The organism is Paenibacillus sp. P36, assembly GCF_045866505.1.
Taxonomy (GTDB): domain Bacteria; phylum Bacillota; class Bacilli; order Paenibacillales; family NBRC-103111; genus Paenibacillus_E; species Paenibacillus_E chondroitinus.
The window spans coordinates 4,226,854-4,247,529 of sequence record NZ_AP038372.1 but is presented as its reverse complement, the minus strand read 5'-3'; the positions used below and the strand labels follow the sequence as shown (position 1 = coordinate 4,247,529).

Genomic DNA, 20,676 nt, shown 5'->3' with positions numbered 1-20,676 from the left:
TCACTCCCAGAGCTGCTTCAATCATCGATGTCTCGTTTTGCGTTGGCATTTTTCTTATTAAATCTTGTGGGCTTGAGTGTTCGGAGAAAGCTTAATCGATGGTGAAATTTGGAATATGGCGGACGAATGACGGTATCATATAAATCGGAAGTGCGGAAAGGATAAAATGGAACCAAGTACGGCATCCCGAGAGATGTTAACCTCAACAGATGTGCAACCAAGGTAATCGTGCAAATAAAAATACCTAATAACCCCCATATTTGTGCGGCGATGATAAACGGAAACCGAAGAATTCGTATGGTAGCGCTCATGCGAAAAATAGGTGTTGTGAACGAGGCTAAGGCCGATAGCGCTACGATTATCAATAAGAAATTGCTTGTAAGCGCAGCTTCGACTGCCGCCGTACCGAGGACAATACCTCCAACAATGCCAATGGTCTGTCCGATTTTCGTAGGTAATCTAGCGCCAGCCTCCCGCAATAATTCAATAACAAGTTCCATTATGATGACTTCCACGATTGGTGGAAAAGGTACATTGATCCTCGAAGAAACGATCGTGGGCAAAAAGACATTGGAAATACTTTGTCCGTGATATGTCATTACAGCTACATAAAATGAGGACGCAAAGACGGAAAACAGAACTGAGCACATACGAATCAGCCTTAATAAGGAAGCAACAATCCATGGCAAATAATAATCTTCATAAGTAATGAAAAATTGCCACAGATTGACCGGCGCAAAAAACGCACTCGGGGATCCATCCTTCATTGCGCATATTTGCCCAGAAGATAACGCCCACGCAACGTAATCAGGTCTTTCTGTCCCGATCGACTGGGGAAAGATGGAGTTGGAATTATCTTCGATCATTTGTTGAAGCAAAGAGCTATCCGTAATTTGATCAAATTGCACATCCTCAATGCGCTTAATAAAAGTTTGTAAATATTGTTTGTTCGTTAATCCTTCCAAATAACAAATCGCAACTCTTGACTTACCTAAACTCCCTACCGTGTACTCTTTAATACGTAAATCAGGACTAGGAACTCGCTTGCGAATCAAGTTCAAATTGATGTCCAATGATTCAACAAAAGCTTCTTTCGGCCCTTCCACGGTGAATTCAATTTCAGGACTGGTTACATTACGACCATTGGATGAAGCTGCGTTGACCAAAATGCATGGTATGCTTTGATGGCCATATTGAATAGCCACATATCCTTGATAAATCTTGTTTTGGATGAAATCCCAATCGGAAGAAATCTCTTTTTCCGCTACGTGGAATTTAGGATATAAATCCTCCAAGGAGGATTTATCTGGACTGTTGCTTAAGCATCCGAGGATATGCTGCTGTAAGACTTGTGGTTCAATGAGTGATTTGAAATAACCGATGTACAAAGGAACTGTGTTCATTTGATGTTCGTAGCATACGAAATCCGCTGATTGACTTAGCTCCTTCCATAATGGAGGGACTGACTTCAACTGTAATCACTCATTTCACCATATAATTTCTCACTTCATTGTGTCTCACCAAGTGGAAAATTATACAAAATCAATGCAAGCGAATCGACTCCGCTATGACAGCGCTAATCCGTTTTATCCCTCTTTCAATCTCATCCTCGTTCACGTTCGTAGCATTTAGCTTCACTATATTTTTCCTCTCGAAATTCTGCAAATAATTCCTGTCCATAGATTCCAGCAGAATTGAGTTTCTCTTTAATTTAGCGATAAGCTTCTCAGTAGGAATTGTTTGATGCAACAAGATATGTGTATGTATAAACGGATATTTAGAATGTTCGTAAGTGAAGGCACCTCCACTGCGGGCAGCTTCCTTCGTAAGTGCTGCATCGAGCAGCTTCGCCCTTGCTGTATATCTACTCCGGATTTTGGCAAGATGGCGATCGAACATTCCGCTGCGTAAATAGATTTCAAGAGCGGCTTGCGACAACATGGAGCTGTCGATATCATCTTGTTTCTTGTACAGCCTGAACGTTTCAGCGAGCTGAACAGGAATAACCGCAATGCCTATTCGCAAACCGGGGAAAATGATTTTGGAATAACTTTTCAAATAAATGACATGTGATGAATCGTCCTGCGTAAAAATGGGATCGGCCTTGCTGTCCTGTTCGAAGTCGGCAAGGTAATCATCCTCAACGATGTAGACATCATATTTGGCAGCAAGCTTAGCAAGCCGCTTCTTTTCTTTGCTCGTATAGGAACAGCCCAAAGGGTTGTGAAACCGCGGCATGGTATAAAAAAACTTGATGTCTTCGGTTTGGAAAATCTTTTCCAGTCTGTCAAAATCTATTCCAGAAAAGCTGCGCTCTATCCCGATAACTGGCATGCGACGCGTCTCCAAATACTCGATAAACAGATGATAGCTAGGCTGTTCAATCAGCACCTTCTGCTTTCCGTTAGGGAATGGCATTGCGGCAAGGAGTGATAACGCCTGCTGAACCCCGGATACCACAAAGATGTTCCGTTCATCTGTAAACACCTGGTAGCGCATTAATTGCTTACGCACGATTTCGATTAGGGATGACATCCCTTTGGCAGTGCCATATACAAATAAATCCTTCTGGTAGGTGTCAATCGCTTTATTGATGCAATGCTGAAAATCCAAATAAGGAAATACGTTTGGATCAGGAGCAGCAGCTGAAAAGTTCAAAATTGGAGACGTTTCATCCTGAGCGGCGTTCATCCCTTTGACCACGTAATAGCCGCTCTTAGGCATCGCATAGATGAGATGACGCATCTCCAACTCATTCAACGCCTTAATGATCGTACTTTTGCTGCAAGTATACTTCTCCGAAAGCGTGCGAATAGAAGGAAGTTTCTGTCCATCCTTATAAGGTTCCTTCTGTATCAGTTCCTCTAGCTCATTCATTAGCTTCAAATACATGTACATCGGACAAGCTCCTTAGTTGTAATCTGTAACGGTACAGATTGCTATTTTCTATATTGTAGCATGTAGTGAGGGTGAGATACGATAGTCATATCAAGTACAGATAATAGGAGGAACGTCATGACAACCGCACAAATCGATACCAAAACAAAGCGCTATGCCTACTCAGCCATCGTAATTTATTCCACCATTGTAGGACTCTCATTTCTGTTTGGAAAATTAGCTTTAACAGTTGCTTCCCCACTGGATAGCCTTGCTCACCGATTTACGATCTCCCTTATCGCCGCCACCAGTCCTGTTCTATTAGGATGGGTGAAGCTGCAGATACAACCGCGGGATGTTCTGGTTATTCTTCCAGTTGCGGTCTTATATCCGTCGCTGTTCTTTGCTTTTCAAGCGTTTGGCTTACAGTTCACCACTTCTGCTGAAGCAGGCATTATCCATGCGACCGTGCCGATCTTCACGATGATTGCAGCAGCACTTTTCCTGAAGGAACGTGCAACTAGGTTGCAACAGTTTTCTACGCTACTCTCCGTTGCAGGGGTTATATTCATCTTTGTCATGAAAGGCACGACAATTGATGTAACGAATATGAAAGGTACACTGCTCATTCTTTTGTCAGCCCTTTCTTTAGCGGGATACAGTGTGCTTGCAAGAAAGCTAACTTTGCGATTGAATGTGTTTGCCATGACCTATGTGATGACCATCATTGGTTTCCTTGTTTTCAACCTCATGGCGGCTAGTGAGCATTTGGCATTAGGAACGCTATCCCTTTATTTTGAGCCATTTGCCAGTCCGGTGTTCTTAATGTCTATTCTCTATTTGGGCGTCCTCTCTTCGCTCGTTTCCAGCTTGCTCAGCAACTTCGCCTTATCCAAATTGGAGGCATCGAAGGTAAGTGTGTTCAATCATCTTGCTACTTTGGTTTCAATTGTTGGGGGCTTCGTCTTTTTAAATGAACAGCTTGCCTATTATCACATCATCGGTGCAATTATTATTATTGTGGGTGTGCTTGGTACGAATGTAAAAACATGGCCAGGCAGACGTGTAGGCTCCTCTAAGTCCTCGCGCACTAGTGATTCCCGTTAGATTCTAGTTAACCAGTCCGTGAACTATAAAAAGACACCTTCGAGGTGTCTTTTTGTCTTTTTATATGCATTTGTATTTATATAAACGATCACTTATACTAATTATCAGACAGACAAGAGGTGATGATTTTGCACGACATTTATACCATAATTGCCGAGCCTTCTCGGCGTAGAATCCTGGACTGTTTGCTGCGTTCAGATTCAACGGTCAAAGATTTAACCGAAGAGTTGGGTTTATCCCAGCCGCTGATTTCCAGTCACTTGCGATTATTGCGCGAGAGCGGCCTCGTTCGTGTCCAAGCAGATGCACAGCGCCGTATCTATTCTTTGGATGCAAGTCCTTTAGCCGGTGTGGATGATTGGTTAAGTACATATCGCGCAAAATGGAATCAACACGTCGATAGGCTGGAAGAACATCTCGATCGGCAAAAACGAAACAAAAAGGAGAACCTGCAATGAAACCACAAGGCGAAGAACTAATGCCCCTCCTTAACCGTTCGGATGAAGAATGGGTGTTAATTCTTGAACGCACGCTGAAGCATCCGATAGAAGATGTATGGGCTGCTCTAACTGAATCGGATCAACTACCGGCTTGGGGCCCTTTTGCCACGGATCGGGACCTTGTATCGACTGGAGAGGTCACACTATCCCACGTGAACCATTCAGAGGAAAACGTCAAACGACAAGGCGAAGTGCTTACGGTGGAAGCCCCTCACCTGCTTGTTTTCAAGTGGGGCAACGACATTTTACGTTGGGAATTAAGTGTGAGTGATAACAACACCATTCTTATTCTCCGCCATCGCTTCACAGATTATCAAATGGCACCTTCTCTTGCAGCGGGTTGGACTTTATGTTTAAAAGGCTTAACTGGCATCCTCGACGGCAAACAGATGCCTTCTATGGCTGGAAGCAACGCTGTTCTTTATGGATGGCAAGAGCTGCATGACGAGTTCAAAAAAATGTTCGAAAGCGAGGGTAACCGATGAACAATGTAACCAAAATGGCCATTGCCAAACCGGCAAATGAAGTATTCGAAGCATTCGTCGATCCCGAGAAGATCGGAAACTTCTGGTTCTCTTCCAGTTCTGAGAGATGGGCACCTGGCAAAACAATCAAGCTGCGCTATGATGAATACAATGCGGATGGCGAGATTAGAGTTAAAGAGATCGTGAAAGATGAGAAAATTACATTCGAATGGGATTACGGGCATGTACACCTCGTCACCATAACATTCACGTTAAAGGACGAAATGAACACGATAATCGAAGTGAACGAAGACGGTTTTGCAGATGACATGGAGTCTATTCCGTTACTTGTAGGCAACAAAGAAGGCTGGGTATATACGTTGACATGCCTTAAGGCTTATCTGGAACACGGCATCACGACATTACGGGCAGCGTTAGTTCATTAGCAGGCTATAAGAAAAAGGAAAGCACGCGGCGCATGTCATAACGCGTCCTGCTTTCCTTTTTGTTTCCCTGCTAGTTTTCTTTATACCAGAGAGGAACAATTTCCTCAAAATTCTGATGATCTTCCAGCACAACGCGAATTCTAGCCAACATGGATTCAAGCTGCTCCGGCACAACTTTAAGAGTCCACGTAATCGTTGGAAAGATAATCATAGCTGTATACAATGCGTACAACTTCCAGAACTCTTGGGGAACTTCGTTATTAAAATACCCATTGATTTGCCCAACGCAAAATGGAATGCTTACTTCCCTACTGAAATAGGCGATTTTCAAAAAATCATGGTAAGGATCTCCCCAATCATAGCGGTTAAAATCGATGACCCCTGAATAACGGCGATGATGAACAATCAGATTGCTCGGATGGAAATCATCATGTTGGAATCGATTAGGGCGATCGGTCATATGTATTAGATTGTTATTGATAAAAGATAAAATGGCATCCTCCTCTGGCAGCTGAACCCCGCTGTTCCGGTAACTTTCATACTGGCGATTATGTTTCAATAATCTTCGTTCATGCCAACTTTCCATGCCAGGTGCAGCTATTTCATGCATGACTTTTAGTTCTTTGCCCGCTTCAACACCGATCTGATATTGTTCGTCTGTCGATAACGAAGGAAGAATTTCAGAAGCATCCTCCCCTTCAACATAATTCAGTATCATGTAACAAATGTCTAAAGCTTCGATCGAACCGAATTCTAACGGCCTGGATGTCTTGACTCCCCTTTCATAGATACGTGTGACGGCATCAAACTCTTGCTTTTTTTGCTGAAATTGTTGCTTTGGTGAAGTGCGTAAGACAAATTTAGGTGAGTCGCTTTCCTCATATAAAAAGTACTTAACATCGTAAGAAAATCCCTTAGTAACCAGCGAAATATCAGAGATATTCGACATAGACGGAATGTGTTTCTTAAGATCAGTTAGGTTCATATGCACACTCCCTTGTGATAAAACGATAGAATAGATTTCTTCTAAATTATACCATGAAAAATCAACACACCTAAGTTTGTGTCACGAAGCCGCCACACAAACTTAGGTGTATTTGATCATCATGCCCAATTACTTTTTGAAGTTTTCTTCATATTTCTTCTGTGCTTCGGCCATGACTTTGGTACCGCCGGCCTTTTTCCACTCTTCCACATACTTATCGAAATCGCTTACAGGACGCTGTCCGGTGATGATATCGATATAAGTTTTCAGCGTCAATTGGTCAAGCGCGTCGATGTTTTCGTTATATGCTGGAATCGCAATTGGTTGCATGATATCGTATTTTCCTTTGCCAATGTGCTCAGAAGACTTACGTAATGACATCAGCTCGTTAAGAGTCATATACGGAGTCTGAAAGTCATAATCGTTAAATGATTTGCCCAGGAACGTGTACTGCTGACCGATACCGAACTTGATCTGCTCTTCTTCTTTATCGTAAGGAGGGAGATATATGTAATCTCCTTTCTCTCCCTTCTTATAGGTTTTTCCTTTTTCCCCATACACAATATTCTCAAAAGTCTCTGCATCAAAAGCTGTGGCATCCGCAACCTGCAAGTATTTGGCCATCTTCTCCTTGTCTCTTTCCATATGTTTGCCGAATTGGCCGCCTGAACTTGCGATAGGGTTTAACTGTACAGTGCCCTGTTGTCCATCAGGTCCTTTGGGTCCAGCGGTTAACACCCAATTGGCGTTCGGTACATTGACACGAAGTTTATCGTAATATTTTCCATCAAAAAAAGCGGCTTTCGTAATAAATTGGTACCAGGAAGCGGTTACAATTCCGGCTTTGCTGGAGATGATTTTATCATCCACGTTCTGTCCTTTGTTTAACACAAATTCCGGATCGAGCAGCTCCTCCTTGTACCATTTATTAAGCAGCGTAAGCGCTTGTTTCGCTCCCGGCTCAATCTCTCCCCGAACGATTTTACCGTCCTTATCCGTAAATGTACCTGGAAATACACCGAACGCACCGAATACCGGGCTGAAAATATCTTTCACGCCTACAGCTTGACCCGTCCAACCGTAGGTATCTTTTTTTCCATTTTTATCGGGATCGTTATTGCGGAACTTGCGCAGTGCATCTTCAAACTCTTCCAATGTTTCAGGGTTTTTCGTGATGCCCACTTGCTCCAGCCAGTCCTTACGCAAACCAACAACCGTACGGTCCGGCCCCAACGTCTGGATGATCGGCATGGAATAATTTTTACCGTCTCTCTTATATAACTTCAAGGGGTCATCACCCAAATGCTTCTTCAGCCAAGCCCAGTAATGCGGGGCATTCTTCTCAATCATCTCCTGCGGAATTTCGGCAACAGCTCCCTGATTCACCAGTTTCTCATATTCGGGAAAACCTAGATCCACCCATACATCCGGGATTTCTCCAGAAGCCACTTTTAGCAGAAGCTCGTCCTTATAATTGTCTTTCGAACGTGGGAGTTGTTCAATATCGACATTGAACTTGTTTTCGACATACTTAATCGCATAAGAATCTTTGACGGTTTTATCGAAATTCTGATTCAGATAGCTTAATTTCATTTTTTTCTCGACCGTTGGTGCAGCGGTTTGTTCCCCTTTTACACCACTTCCCGTTGAACAACCAGCCAGAACGGCTCCAAATAAAGCGACGCTTATCGTCACTGGAATAACCTTTTTCAATTTGATCACCCTTTCAATCCCTATTGTTTATCCTTTAACGGCACCGATCATGATCCCTTTAACAAAATACTTTTGCACGAAAGGGTAAATCACTAACATAGGAATGACAGAAAACATAATAACGGTAGCTTGCAGCTGACGAGTAGAGAACATGTCCTTTTGATCAAATTGATAAAGCATAGCGTTTAATTGATCCATATTATTATCCACGATGATTTTTCTGAGAATGACCTGCAGCACCTGCTTCTTCGGGTCGGTTATATAAATTAAGGCGTCAAACCAAGCGTTCCAGTGCTGGACCGCGATCCACAATGCAACTGTAGCCAGAACCGGTTTGGATAAAGGCACAATGATTTTACGAAAAATAAAGAAGTAACCCGCTCCATCCACGCGCGCTGACTCTTCAAGGCTGTCCGGAATCGATCGGAAGAAGTTCCTCATAATTAACGCATTGAATGCACTGATCATACTTGGCAACACAAGAGCCCAAATGGAGTTATAAATGCCCAGCTTTTTAATCAGCAAATAATTGGGAATTAAACCTCCGCTGAACAGCATGGTGAACAGCACGAGCGATGTGACGGTTCGGTTAAAAGGCAAATCCTTCTTGGACAACGGATAAGCGAACAACGCGGTAAAAGTTAGACTTAAACTTACGGCCAGAATTGTACGCAGAATCGTGTTGCCATAACCGGACCAGATCGCTTTGTATTGAAAAATAACATAGTAGCTTTCAAAGGAAAGCTTGCTCGGAAAAAGCAGCATCCCTGTCGTATATAAGGTGCTTTCAGAACTAATCGACGTCACCACTTGATTCCAAAAAGGGTACAAGGTGATTATCGTAATCACAATCATAACCAGGTAAAGCGAAAATTCACCGATTGTCTCTACAGTTGTTTTTTTCGTCTTATTCATAGCAGATTTCCTCCATCCCTCTTCCCTCAAGCCTGACTACCAAAGGGTATGGTCCTTTCCTCCCATCATGTGAACGGCTTTATTGACAAGCACGATTAGCACAAGGGCCACGACGGATTTAAAGAGCCCCACCGCTGTCGCATAGCTATAGTTCGTTTCCAGCAAACCCTTTCTATACACGAAAGTATCAAGAATGTCTGATACTCCGTACACTTTGGGGTTATACATATTGAAAATTTGATCGAAGCCAGCATCCAGCACATGAGCCATACGAAGGATAAGCATAATGGAGATAACGGGTAACAGCATCGGAAGCGTTATGTAAATGATTCTTTTAAAACGGCTGGCACCATCCATAATGGCTGCTTCCTGAAGCTGCGGATCGATCCCGGCGATCGCTGCAAAATAAACAATAGATCCCCAACCAAAGCCTTGGTAAATGTCTGTTAGGACCAGAATCGTACGGAAGTATCGATCATCAGCCATGAATAAAACCGGATCGCCACCGAATAGTTTGACAATTGCATTCATAGGACCTTTCAGCGAGAAGATGCTAATGAATATCCCGGCCAAAATGACCCAAGACATGAAATGAGGCAAATAGGAAATCGTCTGAACGAGTTTCTTAAACCGTTCTCTCGTGATTTCACTTAATAAGAGGGCGAAAATAATCGGAATCGGGAAAGCAAAGACGATTTTATACAAACTGATAATCAGCGTATTATTTAAGACGCGATAAAAATTCGGATCTGCAAAAACTTTTTCAAAATGATCAAATCCCACCCAGGGACTCGCTATAATGCCTTGCATAATTTTGAAGTTTTTAAAAGCTAGCACAACACCGTAGATCGGGATATAGTGGAAAACAAGAAAATAAAGCAAGCCTGGAAGCAGCATAAAGTAAAGAACGCGATAGTTTTTCAATTTCCGTCTGAATTCACTTTTTGTTCTGGAAACGGTTTCAACTCTTGGGGTTACGACAACGGATTCCTGCAAATAACCCTCTCCTTTCCCACAAATCTGAAATGAATGCGCATTCACTTGTTATTTACTATAGCACAGCGTTGATTTCATTGATTTATCTCATTTTTTTGAAAAATATTGATTTATTGCGATTTTGTGTTTCTATATTTCGGAATTGTCATGATCATCGTCGTTCCTTGCCCCATTTCACTGATCACTTCAATGCCATACTCTTTCCCGAACACGAGTTTAATGCGCTCATTCACATTTTTTAATCCGTATCCCTTGGACTGTTTAATCAGAATCTCACCAAGTCGATGCTTATCGATACCAGGCCCGTTGTCCGTTACATGAATGTCAATCGTATCCTGGTTAGCAATAGCCTTAATCGTCAGCTTGCCTCCGCCTTCTTCCTTTTGGTCGATTCCATGTACGATTGCATTCTCGACAAGCGGCTGAATGGATAGATTCACCGTATCGTACTGATAGACATCATCATCTATTTGGTAACTGACGTCGAAGCTGTAATCGTGCATAACCAGCTGAATCTCCACAAAAGACTGAGTGTTCTGCAGCTCATCCTTCACCGAAGTCATACTTTCACCACGGTTTAAAGCAGTCCGATAGAAGCGGGATAACATCGTGACCACATGGCTTATATCCGTAGCCCCGATCTTCAATGATTTCCAGTTAATGACGGACAACGTGTTATATAAAAAATGCGGATTAATTTGAGCCTGGAGGGCTTTAAACTCCGCTTCTTTCTGAAAAAGTTTGTTCTGGTATACTTCTGTTACCAGCTCATTAATCCGGCGGAGCATAATACCGAAACGATTCGTTAATTCCCCTATTTCATCCCTGCTATCGCTTCGAATATCCATCTGCAAATTTCCGAGCTGTACCTGCTTCATCCATTTATTCAGGTGATAAATACGTTTGATCATGGTATGCGAAAATACCGAGATAAGGACAACCAATATGACCATACACGTAATAATGAGTGCAATCGTCGCTTTGACAATACTTGTCGCATCCATGGATATGTCCTGTTCCGGTATATAATAATGAAGCGTCCAATTGGCTTGGCGAAGTGGCTCCTGAATCAGGATATAACGAAGGCCATCGATTTCGACCATATCCTTGTTCTTTAACGGAGCCTGCAGCATTTGTCGTTGAAGTTCCGCAGCTTCAATGTTGTTGGAGTAAACAATTTGATTATTGTGGTCGGAGATAAATAGTCCATCGTGTGCGGACTGTGCCGTACTCACCGTTGTAAGCGAATCAAAAAAGCGATCCTTGTTCAGCTTCAAGTACAGAATACCGGACATCTGATTGTACAGAATCGTTGGAAACGGTCTGAATACGGCCAGCTCAGAGCTTTCAAGATACCAACCCGTTTTCTTTTGTTCGGCTATGTCCTTATACCACGGACTCCCTTCCTTAATCCGGTCCAATGAGAGAATAAACTCACCATACTCGGGCATTTTGCCTGATGTATAGACGGTGAGCTGCAGAATGTCTGTATTCAAATTTTTGATCATGCTAAAATAGGGACTCACATAGTTTCTTAGATCTTCGGAAAGAAGGGTAAGGCTTGCATAGTCAGTAGCAAAAATACGCTGCAGTCCTGTATTCATAACGACGGAATCCACTGTCCGCTCAACCTGTTCCGACTTATCGTTCATCCCTCTTGCTAATGTCCCAACCGTATTCTGCAAGCCTTGGATCGCTTGTTTTTGGAGAAAAAGCTTGGATTTATTGTACGAATAGGCGCCTAGCAATGCCAGTGGAATTAAGCTAACAACCAGGTACGACAGGATCAGCTTTTGCTTGAAGCGCATATTCTTGAGCACGTCCAGCCAGCGACTCATGCGGAGTCCCCTTCCCGATACTTGGCGGGCGTTTTCCCGTAATAATTTTTGAATATGGAACAGAAATAAGCGAAGTTGGTATAGCCCACCTCTTGCGAAATATCTGAAATTTTCTTCGTGGTACTCCGAAGCAGTTCACCCGCCTTTTCCAATCTGTAGCAGGTTATATATTTGACAAGGCTTGCTCCGGTCTCTTTCTTGAACAGGTGGCTCAAATAGCTTGGGGACAAATAAGCCTTCTCCGCCAAAGAATCCAAGCCGATATCCTGTCCATAATTGCGGTGAATCAGCCTAAGAACTTCGCCGATCACCTTTCTGGGTGACTCTGTAGAAGGCTTCTCTCGCTCAACGATCAGGTCGATCATCAAATCTTTCAGTTGGACCAGATTTTGTGTTGTATAGATTTGCTCGACAAACCTATGAAAGCAAGCATGGTATTCACGTTTATACGTCTGGATATATTTCTTTGCAATTTCCGTGCATATGTATTTTACATAAATGTTGGAAAGGCTATTGCTGTTTTGAAGTGTATAGAACATTTGTTCGATACCGGTTCGAATCAAAAGAGTTTCGCCATAGGTCATATGAGTTGAGATTTCCTCGAGTAATCGCTCAATATCCGTAGGTTCATCCTGCCGTGAAGGGCAGGCTTGTTCCATAAACATTATGGCTGATTCAGGCAGGAAAAATTTGTGTTCCAATCTTTTTTCCATCTCCTGAAATTCAGCTGAAAGCATCTGAAAGCCGTTAAGTAATTTGCTGAAAACAAGCACATGATTAGCATGATACGTTACAAGCAGGTACTCTTGCAGCTGTAACCCATACGGCTCTAAGCTCGTGATATCATCGCAACTTTTTTCAATATGTAAGAAGAGCACACTTTGATATTCATTCAAGTTTACATACAAACATTCCCATGGAAGCATTGATTTCAATTCGGCTTCGAATCCATGATCAACGGAATCAAAAAACTTTCTCCGCATATCCATTAGAACAACTCGATATCTTGCATTTTCATCTAGCCATTCGAAAACAGTCTCACCCGCTAAGGCATTGCGCGTAGACGCGGTTCCTTGCAATAAATTAAGCAGCGTTTGTTCCTGTACGTAACGGTTTCCTATTTCGTACACCTGCTGAAGCTTAAGCGTTATTTCCCTTTGCTCCCGATCTTCATCGCATAAGTGGACAACCTGCGTCACAACCTCCAAAAACTCAGATACCTCAACGGGCTTGAGCAAATAGTGAACAACATGAATTTGAATAGCTTGTTTGGCATACTCGAAATCCCCGAATGCGCTTACAATAATAACTTTAAGTTTGGGATTAAGTTTCTTGGCCTTAGTCGCAAGCGCCAAACCATCCATAAAAGGCATGCGGATATCCGTGAACAGGATGTCCACTTCGTTGGCTTGCAAGTACTCCCATGCTTTGACTCCGTTTTCCGCTTCGGCAGTTATTAAAGACAGCCCTAGCGTTTCTATTAAAAATTTAATGCCTTCGCGTTCAATTCTTTCGTCGTCAACAACCAATGCTTTGTACACCCAACCACCCTCCGCATCCAGATTTACCCATGAACGGTTACTTAGATGATACATGGATTGCAACCTACATGCCATGTGATAACTTTTATAGGTCTGTGTTTTTTTATGATTTGTTGCATACGAAACAGGCTGCCGCGCGTAGCACTGCGCCAACCTGTTTTGCTGTATGACGATACTTAATCCTTCATCGTATTCTGAATAATATTATTGTTTTCTCCTTCATCTTTGATGTTATTTGGGTTATTGCGCTTAAATTGATTTGCGAACACCAAATTTGCAGTATGTGGTTGATGGATATATACGCCGTTGTTTTCATTGTTTTCAATCTTATTATTCTGAATATCATTAAAGTCAGAGATAACTTGAATCCCGCTCAGTTTATTATCTTTGATTTCATTGAAACCGGCAAAGTTATAATTAAATGCGATGAATAGGCCATTTTCGCGGTTCCCTTTTATTTTGCTATCCAATACAATTGTATTCGTGCTCTGTGCATTTACTCCGTTATTTCCATTGTTAGTTATCTTATTATCATATATGAGATTGTTGTCTACCCGACTCACCAGAATCCCGTCGCCTTTATTATGGGAGATCTGATTACCGACAATCGCATTGTGGCTGCCATCAATGACCTCAATACCTTGGGCTGAATTGTGCTTCAGCTTATTCTTAATCACCCAGCTGCCAGTAACAGATTGAAGATGAATCCCCGTTCCTGATCCTGCGCTTCCAATTCGCTCAACTACATTCTGCATGACTAAATTGCCTATTGAATTATTTATAAAGATACCAACGGGATTAACGCCCCCGCCGATATCGCTGATTTTATTACTAAGAATATGATTCGATTTTGCATTAAGAAGCTGAATACCGCGTGAAAGATAGTTTATCATTTTAAAACCGTAAATTTCGACGCCAGCGACACCATTTAACTCAAATGCATCAAGCAGCATGCACCTTCCATCTAAAATCGCAGCTTGCTTATGCTTGGAAATGATGCGAATGTTGTTTTTAATACTGGATACCTGTACACTTTCATGGTACACGCCTCTATGTACCAATATGACGTCGCCTTCATTCGCCATCGTAACCGCATCTTGAATGGCCGTCTGACTGTTGGGAAATACCTCAATGATCGCCATTCTATCACCTCAATCGATAAGAATTAACTATCTGTTCTATAGTAAATTCAAAACGATGCTGCTTAGAAAGGAACATTTGACCAGTATTTCAACAATAAATATTAAGGGAGTTGTAACCGTATGTCTAACCATGAGACTGCACCAATTGGAAAAGAATATCCCTTCGAATCCCGTTTTCTTGAGATAAATGGTCAGCAATTGCATTATATCGATCAAGGATCAGGAAATCCTATCCTATTCTTGCATGGCAACCCGACATGGTCATACATGTGGAGAAATATCATCCCCTACCTAGCGGACTCCGCACGCTGCATCGCGGTCGATCTAATCGGGATGGGCAGATCCGACAAATCAGATGTCGGGTATACCTTCTTGGAGCATGTCGACTACATGAGCCAGTTTATTGAAAAACTAGGTCTTGCTGATCTCACGATCGTCGGGCACGATTGGGGAATGGCGATAGGCTTGCAGTATGCTATGAATCACTCGGACAAAGTGAAGGCAGTTGCGATGATTGAACCGCAAGCCTTGTATCCATGTCCGGATTGGTCCGTGTTTACGCCTGCTGAAGCGAAAGAGCTTTTCCAGACTCTGCGCGATCCCGAGCTCGGATGGCCGCTGATGCGGGATAAGAGCGTGTTTGTTGAAGGCATGCCTACGATCATCATCAACCGGTCTTTATCCCTGGAAGAGCATGAACAGTATCGCGAACCCTTCAAGAATCAGGACAACAGAAAACCTATGTGGGTGTTTCCGAACCAAATACCTATCGAGGGCAGCCCCGATGAAGTCGTACAAGCCGTGCTTTTGCGTAACAAATGGTTCACTGAGGCCTCTATGCCGAAAATCCTGTTTTACGCCACACCAGGATGCACCATTCGCGAACCGCAAATAAGCTGGTGCCAAGCAAATCTGCAAAACTTCACAACCTTCGATATTGGCAAGGGTTATCATCATTTAGTGGAGGAAAACCCGCATGCTATCGGCCAAGAACTACAGCGATGGTATAGTGAGGTTTCCTCCAAATCGTAAAAAGAAGGCTGCCGTTGCTGCTGGCAGCCTCTTTCTTATTTTCACATTTAGAGGTTGAAATGATAAAGAGCAATTGCAAATGAGAGCAGACACAGGATGATGGCTGGGATCGCTTTGGTAAATGGATCACGTGCCATCACAAGCAGACTAAAGGCTGCGGCCAGCATTGTTGCTCCTAGAAGTAAACCGGATAACAGGGCTACGATGGGATACCACATCCCCACGATCATGCCAACTGAGCCTATGATTTCAAAAAAACCAGTTACGAAATTAAAAAAGGACGGGAGTCCAATTCGGCTAAATTCCTTAGCCATTTTACCTGAAATGATTCTCGTTCCTGTTATTATGAAGAAAATACCCAAAATAACTTGTAAAATAATAGCTATTATCATTGTTTTCACGCTCTTTCATTTTAAAATGATTACATTTATATGCTATAGCATATATTTGATGCCAAGGCACTCATTCATCTTTTACGGTTGAATATAGTTTGCTAAGTATTACATGCAACTGTTGAATCTCATCGTTACTCAGATATTTGGTTACATGATCGTGAGCTGCCTTTACAATCGGCATTAGCTTGGTTTTGAGACTCATTCCTTTATCGCTAAGGAACAAGTTGTGGGAGCGTTTATCCGCTTCATTCTGTATTCTTCTTACGATTTCTTTCTTCTCCAGTGAGTAAATCATCCTCACAACGGTAGTTTGATCTCGATCGATGGCTTCAGCAAGCTCTTTCTGGCTCGTCGCTCTTTCTGTATCAAGTACAAGAAGGATTCCCCATTGTTCCGGAGTTACTTCATATTGTTTAAGTATTTTTGTGAAAAAATTAGTCATCTTAACATCAGTTCGATGAACAAGAAACCCAGTGAGATTACTCAGCTCCATCCTATGCGCTCCCTTCTTTATCAAATTAATATATGCTATAGCATATAAAATAACTTAAAAACGTTTGTTTGTCAAATGAGGCCGTTAAGCTGAGAATATTATGATGAATCCAGCGGCATAATTAAATATTAGCCTACTGCCGCTGGTTAATATTGTCTAAACGTTAAATTAAACTTGCCAAATGCTCCCCAAGGCGGTCCATGGTTTGTTCAGCTCCTGGAGCAGCGTAAACCTTCACCTTATCAAAGGTAGCTTCTGTTTCTTCATAAACCGAGCTATAGGTAAGTTTCGTTTTCCCATCCAAGTCTTCAAAAACGGCTGTTGCGGTAAAATGAGGAAACACAGCGTGTTTAAGCACAATGCGTTCTGGTTTATCGACCACAAGAATCTCATTGGTATTAGGAAAATTAACGCCATCAGGACCATGCATGATAAACTCGCATGTACCTCCTGGTCTCATTTCAAACTTCTGAAATGTAGATGAAAAACCTCTCGGCCCCCACCATTTCGACAACTGCTCTTCGTTCGTCCAAGCTTCAAACACCAGTTCACGCGGAGCATCGAATACTCGGGTGATCACAATCTCGCAATCTCCTACTTGCGCCGCGGCGATGTTTGTTTCATTGTTGTGGCTCATGTCTCAATCCTCCCAAATATTCAGCTTGATGAATTCTAACTCACTAGGTAGTTCAATCATAACAAATACCAGTGAAGACATCCATTGAATATGTATTGCTGTTACTCTTCTACAATGCGGCAAATTTGTTTATACTATACTTCTGCCACGACACTATTTTTTTGGAGGAAAGACACATGGAAAACTCGGTTGTAGAAAGACAATTACAAGCATACAACGATAAAAATATTGATTTATTCATGAGCTGTTATAGTGAAGATGTGAAAATCTATGATTTTCCTGACACCCTTACTATGGAAGGCCAGGCTGCTATGAGAGCGCGTTATGAAAAATTGTTTGAAACCTTCCCGAACATGTTTGCAACGGTGGATAAAAGAATCATTCATGGCAAATATGTCATCGACCATGAGCAAATCATCGGCAGATTAGAAGGCGCTATTTTGGAAGCTGTGGCCATGTATGAAATAAAGGATGATATGATTATTAAAGTTTGGTTTCTTCGGAATTAAGCTGCTGTTCTGATATCTCCACAGACCTGCTGACCCTGCTTTTCAAGATGCGTGGAAAACAAAATAATGGTAAAATACGTATAGGCAGATGAACTCTGCGCATGCTAACACACAGATTTCCAAAATGTCATTTGGGAGGCAACAATATGGATGATTATTTCTTGGTTAAAGACGGTAGAGTTGTACGTTGGGACGGACTTACACTTGGCGGAACGAAAATCCGAGCTGATGAACTCATTGAGTCTTTTGGACGTAAAGCTTTAGATGAAATCGAACAGTATGGTTTTTATACGATAAAAAAAGCGTAACTAGTTAACGAAAGAGACTGCCGTTGGTTCCGGCAGCCTCTTTTTCATATCTGGATCCAGAAACGTCTAACCACATTTCCATGATCCTCTACATATTCCGATTCAAACTTGCCACCGTTTTTTAGGATGGTTCTTTCAGAGGCCACGTTTCCCTTATCACAAACAAGAAGTACATTGTTCAGGCCCATCTCTTTCATCCGTTCTAATGTTAAGGCCAAAAGCTGTGTCGCATACCCTTTTCTTCTTGCTGACGGCCGTATGCCATATCCAATATGTCCGCCGCTATTGAGCAGTTTTTCATTCAGTCTATGCCTCAGATTTGCAGCGCCAATAATCATTCCCGAATCATCATCTAGTAACCAATAGGTAGAGTGCGGCACAAATCTTCCGTCCGTTATCTTCTCTTCGGAATCTTGTGAGTATAAGAAATTCAGCATGACGGTGAAATCATAAGGCTCCTTCTCTACAGTCCAAGGAACTATATCTTCACCACTCGCTATCCAATCCTCATAAAACGAAATATATTCATCCTTATACTCAGCCGAAGGCTGTACCAGCCTAATTGAGTTTCGCATCTCTTCACCTCCATAACCTCTCAACACTTCTTAATTTCTTGTCTTCGAATTCAAGTTTGTAAATATCAGGTTTGCTTGTTTGCTTCCAAAATTCAAATCCATAACTTGAGTCAAAATACTTCAATATGATGGTCATAATATTCCCATGTGTCCCAATAACAATTTTTTTACCTGCATAGTCAGATAGCAATTTCAATATAACGGGTATCGCTCGCTCTTGAGCTTGTCTTGTTGTCTCGCCCTCAGGCATGCAAAAATCAATATCTGTGAATGATTTTTCAATCCCAAGTAGAAATTGTTCTTCGGGTATTGGATAATTCAAGCTCGCAATGGGTCTTTCAATGAGTTCATCGTATTGGATAATTTCTTGTTTTAGCAGCTCTGCCAATGGAGTAACTGTTTCTTTTGCTCGATGATAGGAGCTCGAAACTAAAACATCTATATTTTCATTGCCTAACAATTCGGCCACTCTTATGGCATCTGCTTTTCCTTGTTCTGATAGGCTTGCTCCTCCTGCCCGTTCCAGTTCATGTGAAAATGGTGCGATACCATGTCGTACAAAATAAATGTATGTAGTCATAACTAACCATAACCTCCTAACAATATTCTTAATGGGTGTCCGTTGGTTTTACCCAAGAAAGTAGATAACGGTAATAGAAACGGCGCCGGACAATTGCCCCTGGAAGGATCTCGTTTACAGCTTGACGAATCTCCTTAATTGATTCTTTGGGTTCTGCAATTCGCACATTTGGACCCTGCATTCCGCCATGGGCTCGGTCCATAATCCGGATTGGGAGAAGCAGCAGCCCTGCGATGATAAAATCAATCATCGACTTATCCGCTGCTAACCCAATGATGAGGAGCCGGCCGCCAGGCGCTAGTACTTGGTTCATTTTCACCAGTGCGCTTCTTAAGTCCATATGGTGCAAAGTTGCTACACAAATGACAGTAGAAAAGCGTTCCTCATGAGAAGGGATTGGCATGGTAAGGAAGTCACCGTTTATGAGTGTTACATTTGATACTGCAGCAAGCCGTGTCCGTGCGCGTTCGAATGAATTCGAATCGGGGTCTATGCCGACAACCTGCTGAGCGAAGGGCGCGAGCCGTTGAAGTAATAACCCGTCCCCACATCCGATGTCGAGTACTCGACCGCCATGAACTTTAGCGTTGTCCACCAACTCTTCATGAAATGCTGTATTGTGGTTCCAATACGTATCCATTCGCTTCTTTCGCTCCCTTCCTCAAGTCTCTCTGTTTAGACACTTTAAAACTAATAAAGTTTCAATATTCCTCCCTAATTTCTACCAGTTAATGCAAAAAGCCGCCAAGCTATCGCTCAGCAGCCTAAAAAATTCGTCCATTCATCCCTTCACAGCGGAACTGACCGTCAATGCGCTTTCCACTTGTTCGGTGAAAATCAAATATAACACGACCATCGGCAAGCTGGCGATCGTCATGACAGCCCCCATGCCACCCCAGTCGGTCGCGTGAAGGCCTTGAAAATAGATGAGCCCTATCGGCAAAGTCATTAGTTCCTCTTTTGTTATTAAAATCGATGCCAAAAAGAATTCATTCCACGTTCCCATAAACTGCAGAATAATGATGGTGGCGACGGCTGGAGTGAGAATCGGCAGCATGATACGAAAGAACGTGAGGTAAATGGAAGCGCCATCCATACAAGCCGATTCTTCCAACTCTTGCGGGATCCCACGCAGGAATCCATAAAAGACCATCGAGGCAAAGGGCAGACCAAATGCCACATAAGGGATCAATAAAGCACCGTAAGTATTCGTCAAGTGAAAATCTTTCACGATAATCGCCAAGGGAATGATAATGACTTGAATCGGAATAAACATTCCGATAATCATGTAAATCCGCACAGTTTCGCGAAATTTCCACCGAAGCCTGGCAATCGCATAGGCAAACATGACGGCGAACAAGACAACACCTATCGTTGTTATCGTTGAAACAATCATGCTATTGGTGATATAAGTCGGGACACTGAATTTATTCCAGGCATTCACATAATTTTCGTATCGGAAGTGTGTTGGCAATCCGAAAGGATTGGTTACGAAAATTTCATCATTGTTTTTCAACGAATAGGAAACCATCCATATCAACGGATAGACGGAAATAACGAAATAGGCCCATAAAAAGGACTGCAGGACGATTCCAACGATTTTGTTCATATGATGACTCTCCT

At 42.5% G+C, this 20,676-nt stretch carries 23 protein-coding genes; 7 read left to right on the top strand and 16 right to left on the bottom strand.

Translation table 11 applies throughout. The features are described 5' to 3' along the window. Window positions 1–17 precede the first annotated feature (17 nt). Window positions 18–1,472 (bottom strand): spore germination protein, encoded by a 1,455-nt coding sequence (locus tag ACKTT9_RS19045; RefSeq protein ID WP_407872840.1) that lies wholly within the window; start codon window positions 1,470–1,472, stop codon window positions 18–20. 70 nt (window positions 1,473–1,542) lie between these two features. Continuing rightward, window positions 1,543–2,898 carry a PLP-dependent aminotransferase family protein gene (locus ACKTT9_RS19040; RefSeq protein WP_407872839.1) on the bottom strand — a complete coding sequence of 452 codons (1,356 nt, stop codon included), beginning with the start codon at window positions 2,896–2,898 and terminating at the stop codon, window positions 1,543–1,545. Window positions 2,899–3,015: 117 nt separating this feature from the next. Here ACKTT9_RS19040 and ACKTT9_RS19035 point away from each other — a divergent pair, with 117 nt between their 5' ends. The 4 genes from ACKTT9_RS19035 (at window position 3,016) to ACKTT9_RS19020 (ending at window position 5,394) form a co-directional block, all read left to right on the top strand. Next, entirely contained in the window at window positions 3,016–3,984 is a 969-nt protein-coding gene (locus ACKTT9_RS19035; protein ID WP_407872838.1) for a DMT family transporter, read from the top strand. A 128-nt stretch (window positions 3,985–4,112) separates the two neighbouring features. Beyond that, window positions 4,113–4,442, top strand: a complete 330-nt coding sequence (locus ACKTT9_RS19030) for an ArsR/SmtB family transcription factor (protein WP_407872837.1) — start codon at window positions 4,113–4,115, stop codon at window positions 4,440–4,442. Then, window positions 4,439–4,969, top strand: a complete 531-nt coding sequence (locus ACKTT9_RS19025) for an SRPBCC family protein (RefSeq protein WP_407872836.1) — start codon at window positions 4,439–4,441, stop codon at window positions 4,967–4,969. The genes ACKTT9_RS19030 and ACKTT9_RS19025 overlap by 4 nt, the downstream gene beginning before the upstream one ends. Then, window positions 4,966–5,394 (top strand): SRPBCC family protein, encoded by a 429-nt coding sequence (locus ACKTT9_RS19020; protein WP_407872835.1) that lies wholly within the window; start codon window positions 4,966–4,968, stop codon window positions 5,392–5,394. Before ACKTT9_RS19025 ends, ACKTT9_RS19020 begins: the two co-directional genes overlap by 4 nt. 70 nt (window positions 5,395–5,464) lie before the next feature. Here ACKTT9_RS19020 and ACKTT9_RS19015 read toward each other — a convergent pair whose 3' ends face one another. The 7 genes from ACKTT9_RS19015 to ACKTT9_RS18985 all read right to left on the bottom strand — a co-directional run bounded on the left by ACKTT9_RS19015 (window position 5,465) and on the right by ACKTT9_RS18985 (window position 14,524). Then, window positions 5,465–6,379, bottom strand: a complete 915-nt coding sequence (locus ACKTT9_RS19015; protein ID WP_407872834.1) for a phosphotransferase family protein — start codon at window positions 6,377–6,379, stop codon at window positions 5,465–5,467. A 129-nt stretch (window positions 6,380–6,508) separates the two neighbouring features. After that, entirely contained in the window at window positions 6,509–8,101 is a 1,593-nt protein-coding gene (locus ACKTT9_RS19010) for a hypothetical protein (RefSeq protein ID WP_407872833.1), read from the bottom strand. 18 nt (window positions 8,102–8,119) lie between these two features. Continuing rightward, complete coding sequence (locus tag ACKTT9_RS19005; RefSeq protein ID WP_407872832.1) at window positions 8,120–9,007, bottom strand: carbohydrate ABC transporter permease; 888 nt, start codon at window positions 9,005–9,007, stop codon at window positions 8,120–8,122. 36 nt (window positions 9,008–9,043) lie between these two features. Continuing rightward, window positions 9,044–10,003 (bottom strand): ABC transporter permease, encoded by a 960-nt coding sequence (locus tag ACKTT9_RS19000; protein WP_407872831.1) that lies wholly within the window; start codon window positions 10,001–10,003, stop codon window positions 9,044–9,046. Between the two features lie 110 nt (window positions 10,004–10,113). After that, window positions 10,114–11,841 carry a sensor histidine kinase gene (locus tag ACKTT9_RS18995; RefSeq protein ID WP_407872830.1) on the bottom strand — a complete coding sequence of 576 codons (1,728 nt, stop codon included), beginning with the start codon at window positions 11,839–11,841 and terminating at the stop codon, window positions 10,114–10,116. Further along, window positions 11,838–13,436 (bottom strand): response regulator, encoded by a 1,599-nt coding sequence (locus ACKTT9_RS18990; RefSeq protein WP_407872829.1) that lies wholly within the window; start codon window positions 13,434–13,436, stop codon window positions 11,838–11,840. The genes ACKTT9_RS18995 and ACKTT9_RS18990 overlap by 4 nt, the downstream gene beginning before the upstream one ends. Window positions 13,437–13,558: 122 nt before the next feature. Then, window positions 13,559–14,524, bottom strand: a complete 966-nt coding sequence (locus ACKTT9_RS18985; RefSeq protein ID WP_407872828.1) for a right-handed parallel beta-helix repeat-containing protein — start codon at window positions 14,522–14,524, stop codon at window positions 13,559–13,561. A gap of 120 nt (window positions 14,525–14,644) precedes the next feature. Between ACKTT9_RS18985 and ACKTT9_RS18980 the strand changes: the two genes are divergently transcribed. Beyond that, the gene (locus ACKTT9_RS18980; protein WP_407872827.1) at window positions 14,645–15,556 is read left to right on the top strand and encodes a haloalkane dehalogenase; all 912 of its coding nucleotides are present in this window, start codon (window positions 14,645–14,647) and stop codon (window positions 15,554–15,556) included. Between the two features lie 47 nt (window positions 15,557–15,603). On the opposite strand, the gene ACKTT9_RS18975 is transcribed toward ACKTT9_RS18980, so the two are convergent. The 3 genes from ACKTT9_RS18975 to ACKTT9_RS18965 all read right to left on the bottom strand — a co-directional run bounded on the left by ACKTT9_RS18975 (window position 15,604) and on the right by ACKTT9_RS18965 (window position 17,081). Next, window positions 15,604–15,948, bottom strand: a complete 345-nt coding sequence (locus tag ACKTT9_RS18975) for a DoxX family protein (RefSeq protein ID WP_407872826.1) — start codon at window positions 15,946–15,948, stop codon at window positions 15,604–15,606. 70 nt (window positions 15,949–16,018) lie between these two features. Further along, complete coding sequence (locus ACKTT9_RS18970; protein ID WP_407872825.1) at window positions 16,019–16,444, bottom strand: MarR family winged helix-turn-helix transcriptional regulator; 426 nt, start codon at window positions 16,442–16,444, stop codon at window positions 16,019–16,021. 163 nt (window positions 16,445–16,607) lie between these two features. Next, window positions 16,608–17,081 carry an SRPBCC family protein gene (locus ACKTT9_RS18965; RefSeq protein ID WP_407872824.1) on the bottom strand — a complete coding sequence of 158 codons (474 nt, stop codon included), beginning with the start codon at window positions 17,079–17,081 and terminating at the stop codon, window positions 16,608–16,610. Window positions 17,082–17,257: 176 nt separating this feature from the next. Between ACKTT9_RS18965 and ACKTT9_RS18960 the strand changes: the two genes are divergently transcribed. Both ACKTT9_RS18960 and ACKTT9_RS18955 read left to right on the top strand, forming a co-directional pair. Next, entirely contained in the window at window positions 17,258–17,590 is a 333-nt protein-coding gene (locus ACKTT9_RS18960; protein ID WP_407872823.1) for a nuclear transport factor 2 family protein, read from the top strand. A gap of 146 nt (window positions 17,591–17,736) precedes the next feature. Further along, the gene (locus ACKTT9_RS18955; protein WP_157326216.1) at window positions 17,737–17,898 is read left to right on the top strand and encodes a hypothetical protein; all 162 of its coding nucleotides are present in this window, start codon (window positions 17,737–17,739) and stop codon (window positions 17,896–17,898) included. 44 nt (window positions 17,899–17,942) lie between these two features. Here ACKTT9_RS18955 and ACKTT9_RS18950 read toward each other — a convergent pair whose 3' ends face one another. The 4 genes from ACKTT9_RS18950 to ACKTT9_RS18935 all read right to left on the bottom strand — a co-directional run bounded on the left by ACKTT9_RS18950 (window position 17,943) and on the right by ACKTT9_RS18935 (window position 20,662). Further along, window positions 17,943–18,473, bottom strand: coding sequence for a GNAT family N-acetyltransferase (locus ACKTT9_RS18950; RefSeq protein WP_407872822.1), 531 nt, complete (start codon window positions 18,471–18,473; stop codon window positions 17,943–17,945). Window positions 18,474–18,477: 4 nt separating this feature from the next. Further along, window positions 18,478–19,053 (bottom strand): histidine phosphatase family protein, encoded by a 576-nt coding sequence (locus ACKTT9_RS18945; RefSeq protein ID WP_407872821.1) that lies wholly within the window; start codon window positions 19,051–19,053, stop codon window positions 18,478–18,480. A gap of 28 nt (window positions 19,054–19,081) precedes the next feature. After that, entirely contained in the window at window positions 19,082–19,693 is a 612-nt protein-coding gene (locus tag ACKTT9_RS18940; protein WP_407872820.1) for a class I SAM-dependent methyltransferase, read from the bottom strand. A gap of 141 nt (window positions 19,694–19,834) precedes the next feature. After that, entirely contained in the window at window positions 19,835–20,662 is an 828-nt protein-coding gene (locus tag ACKTT9_RS18935) for a carbohydrate ABC transporter permease (RefSeq protein WP_407872819.1), read from the bottom strand. Window positions 20,663–20,676: the final 14 nt, after the last annotated feature.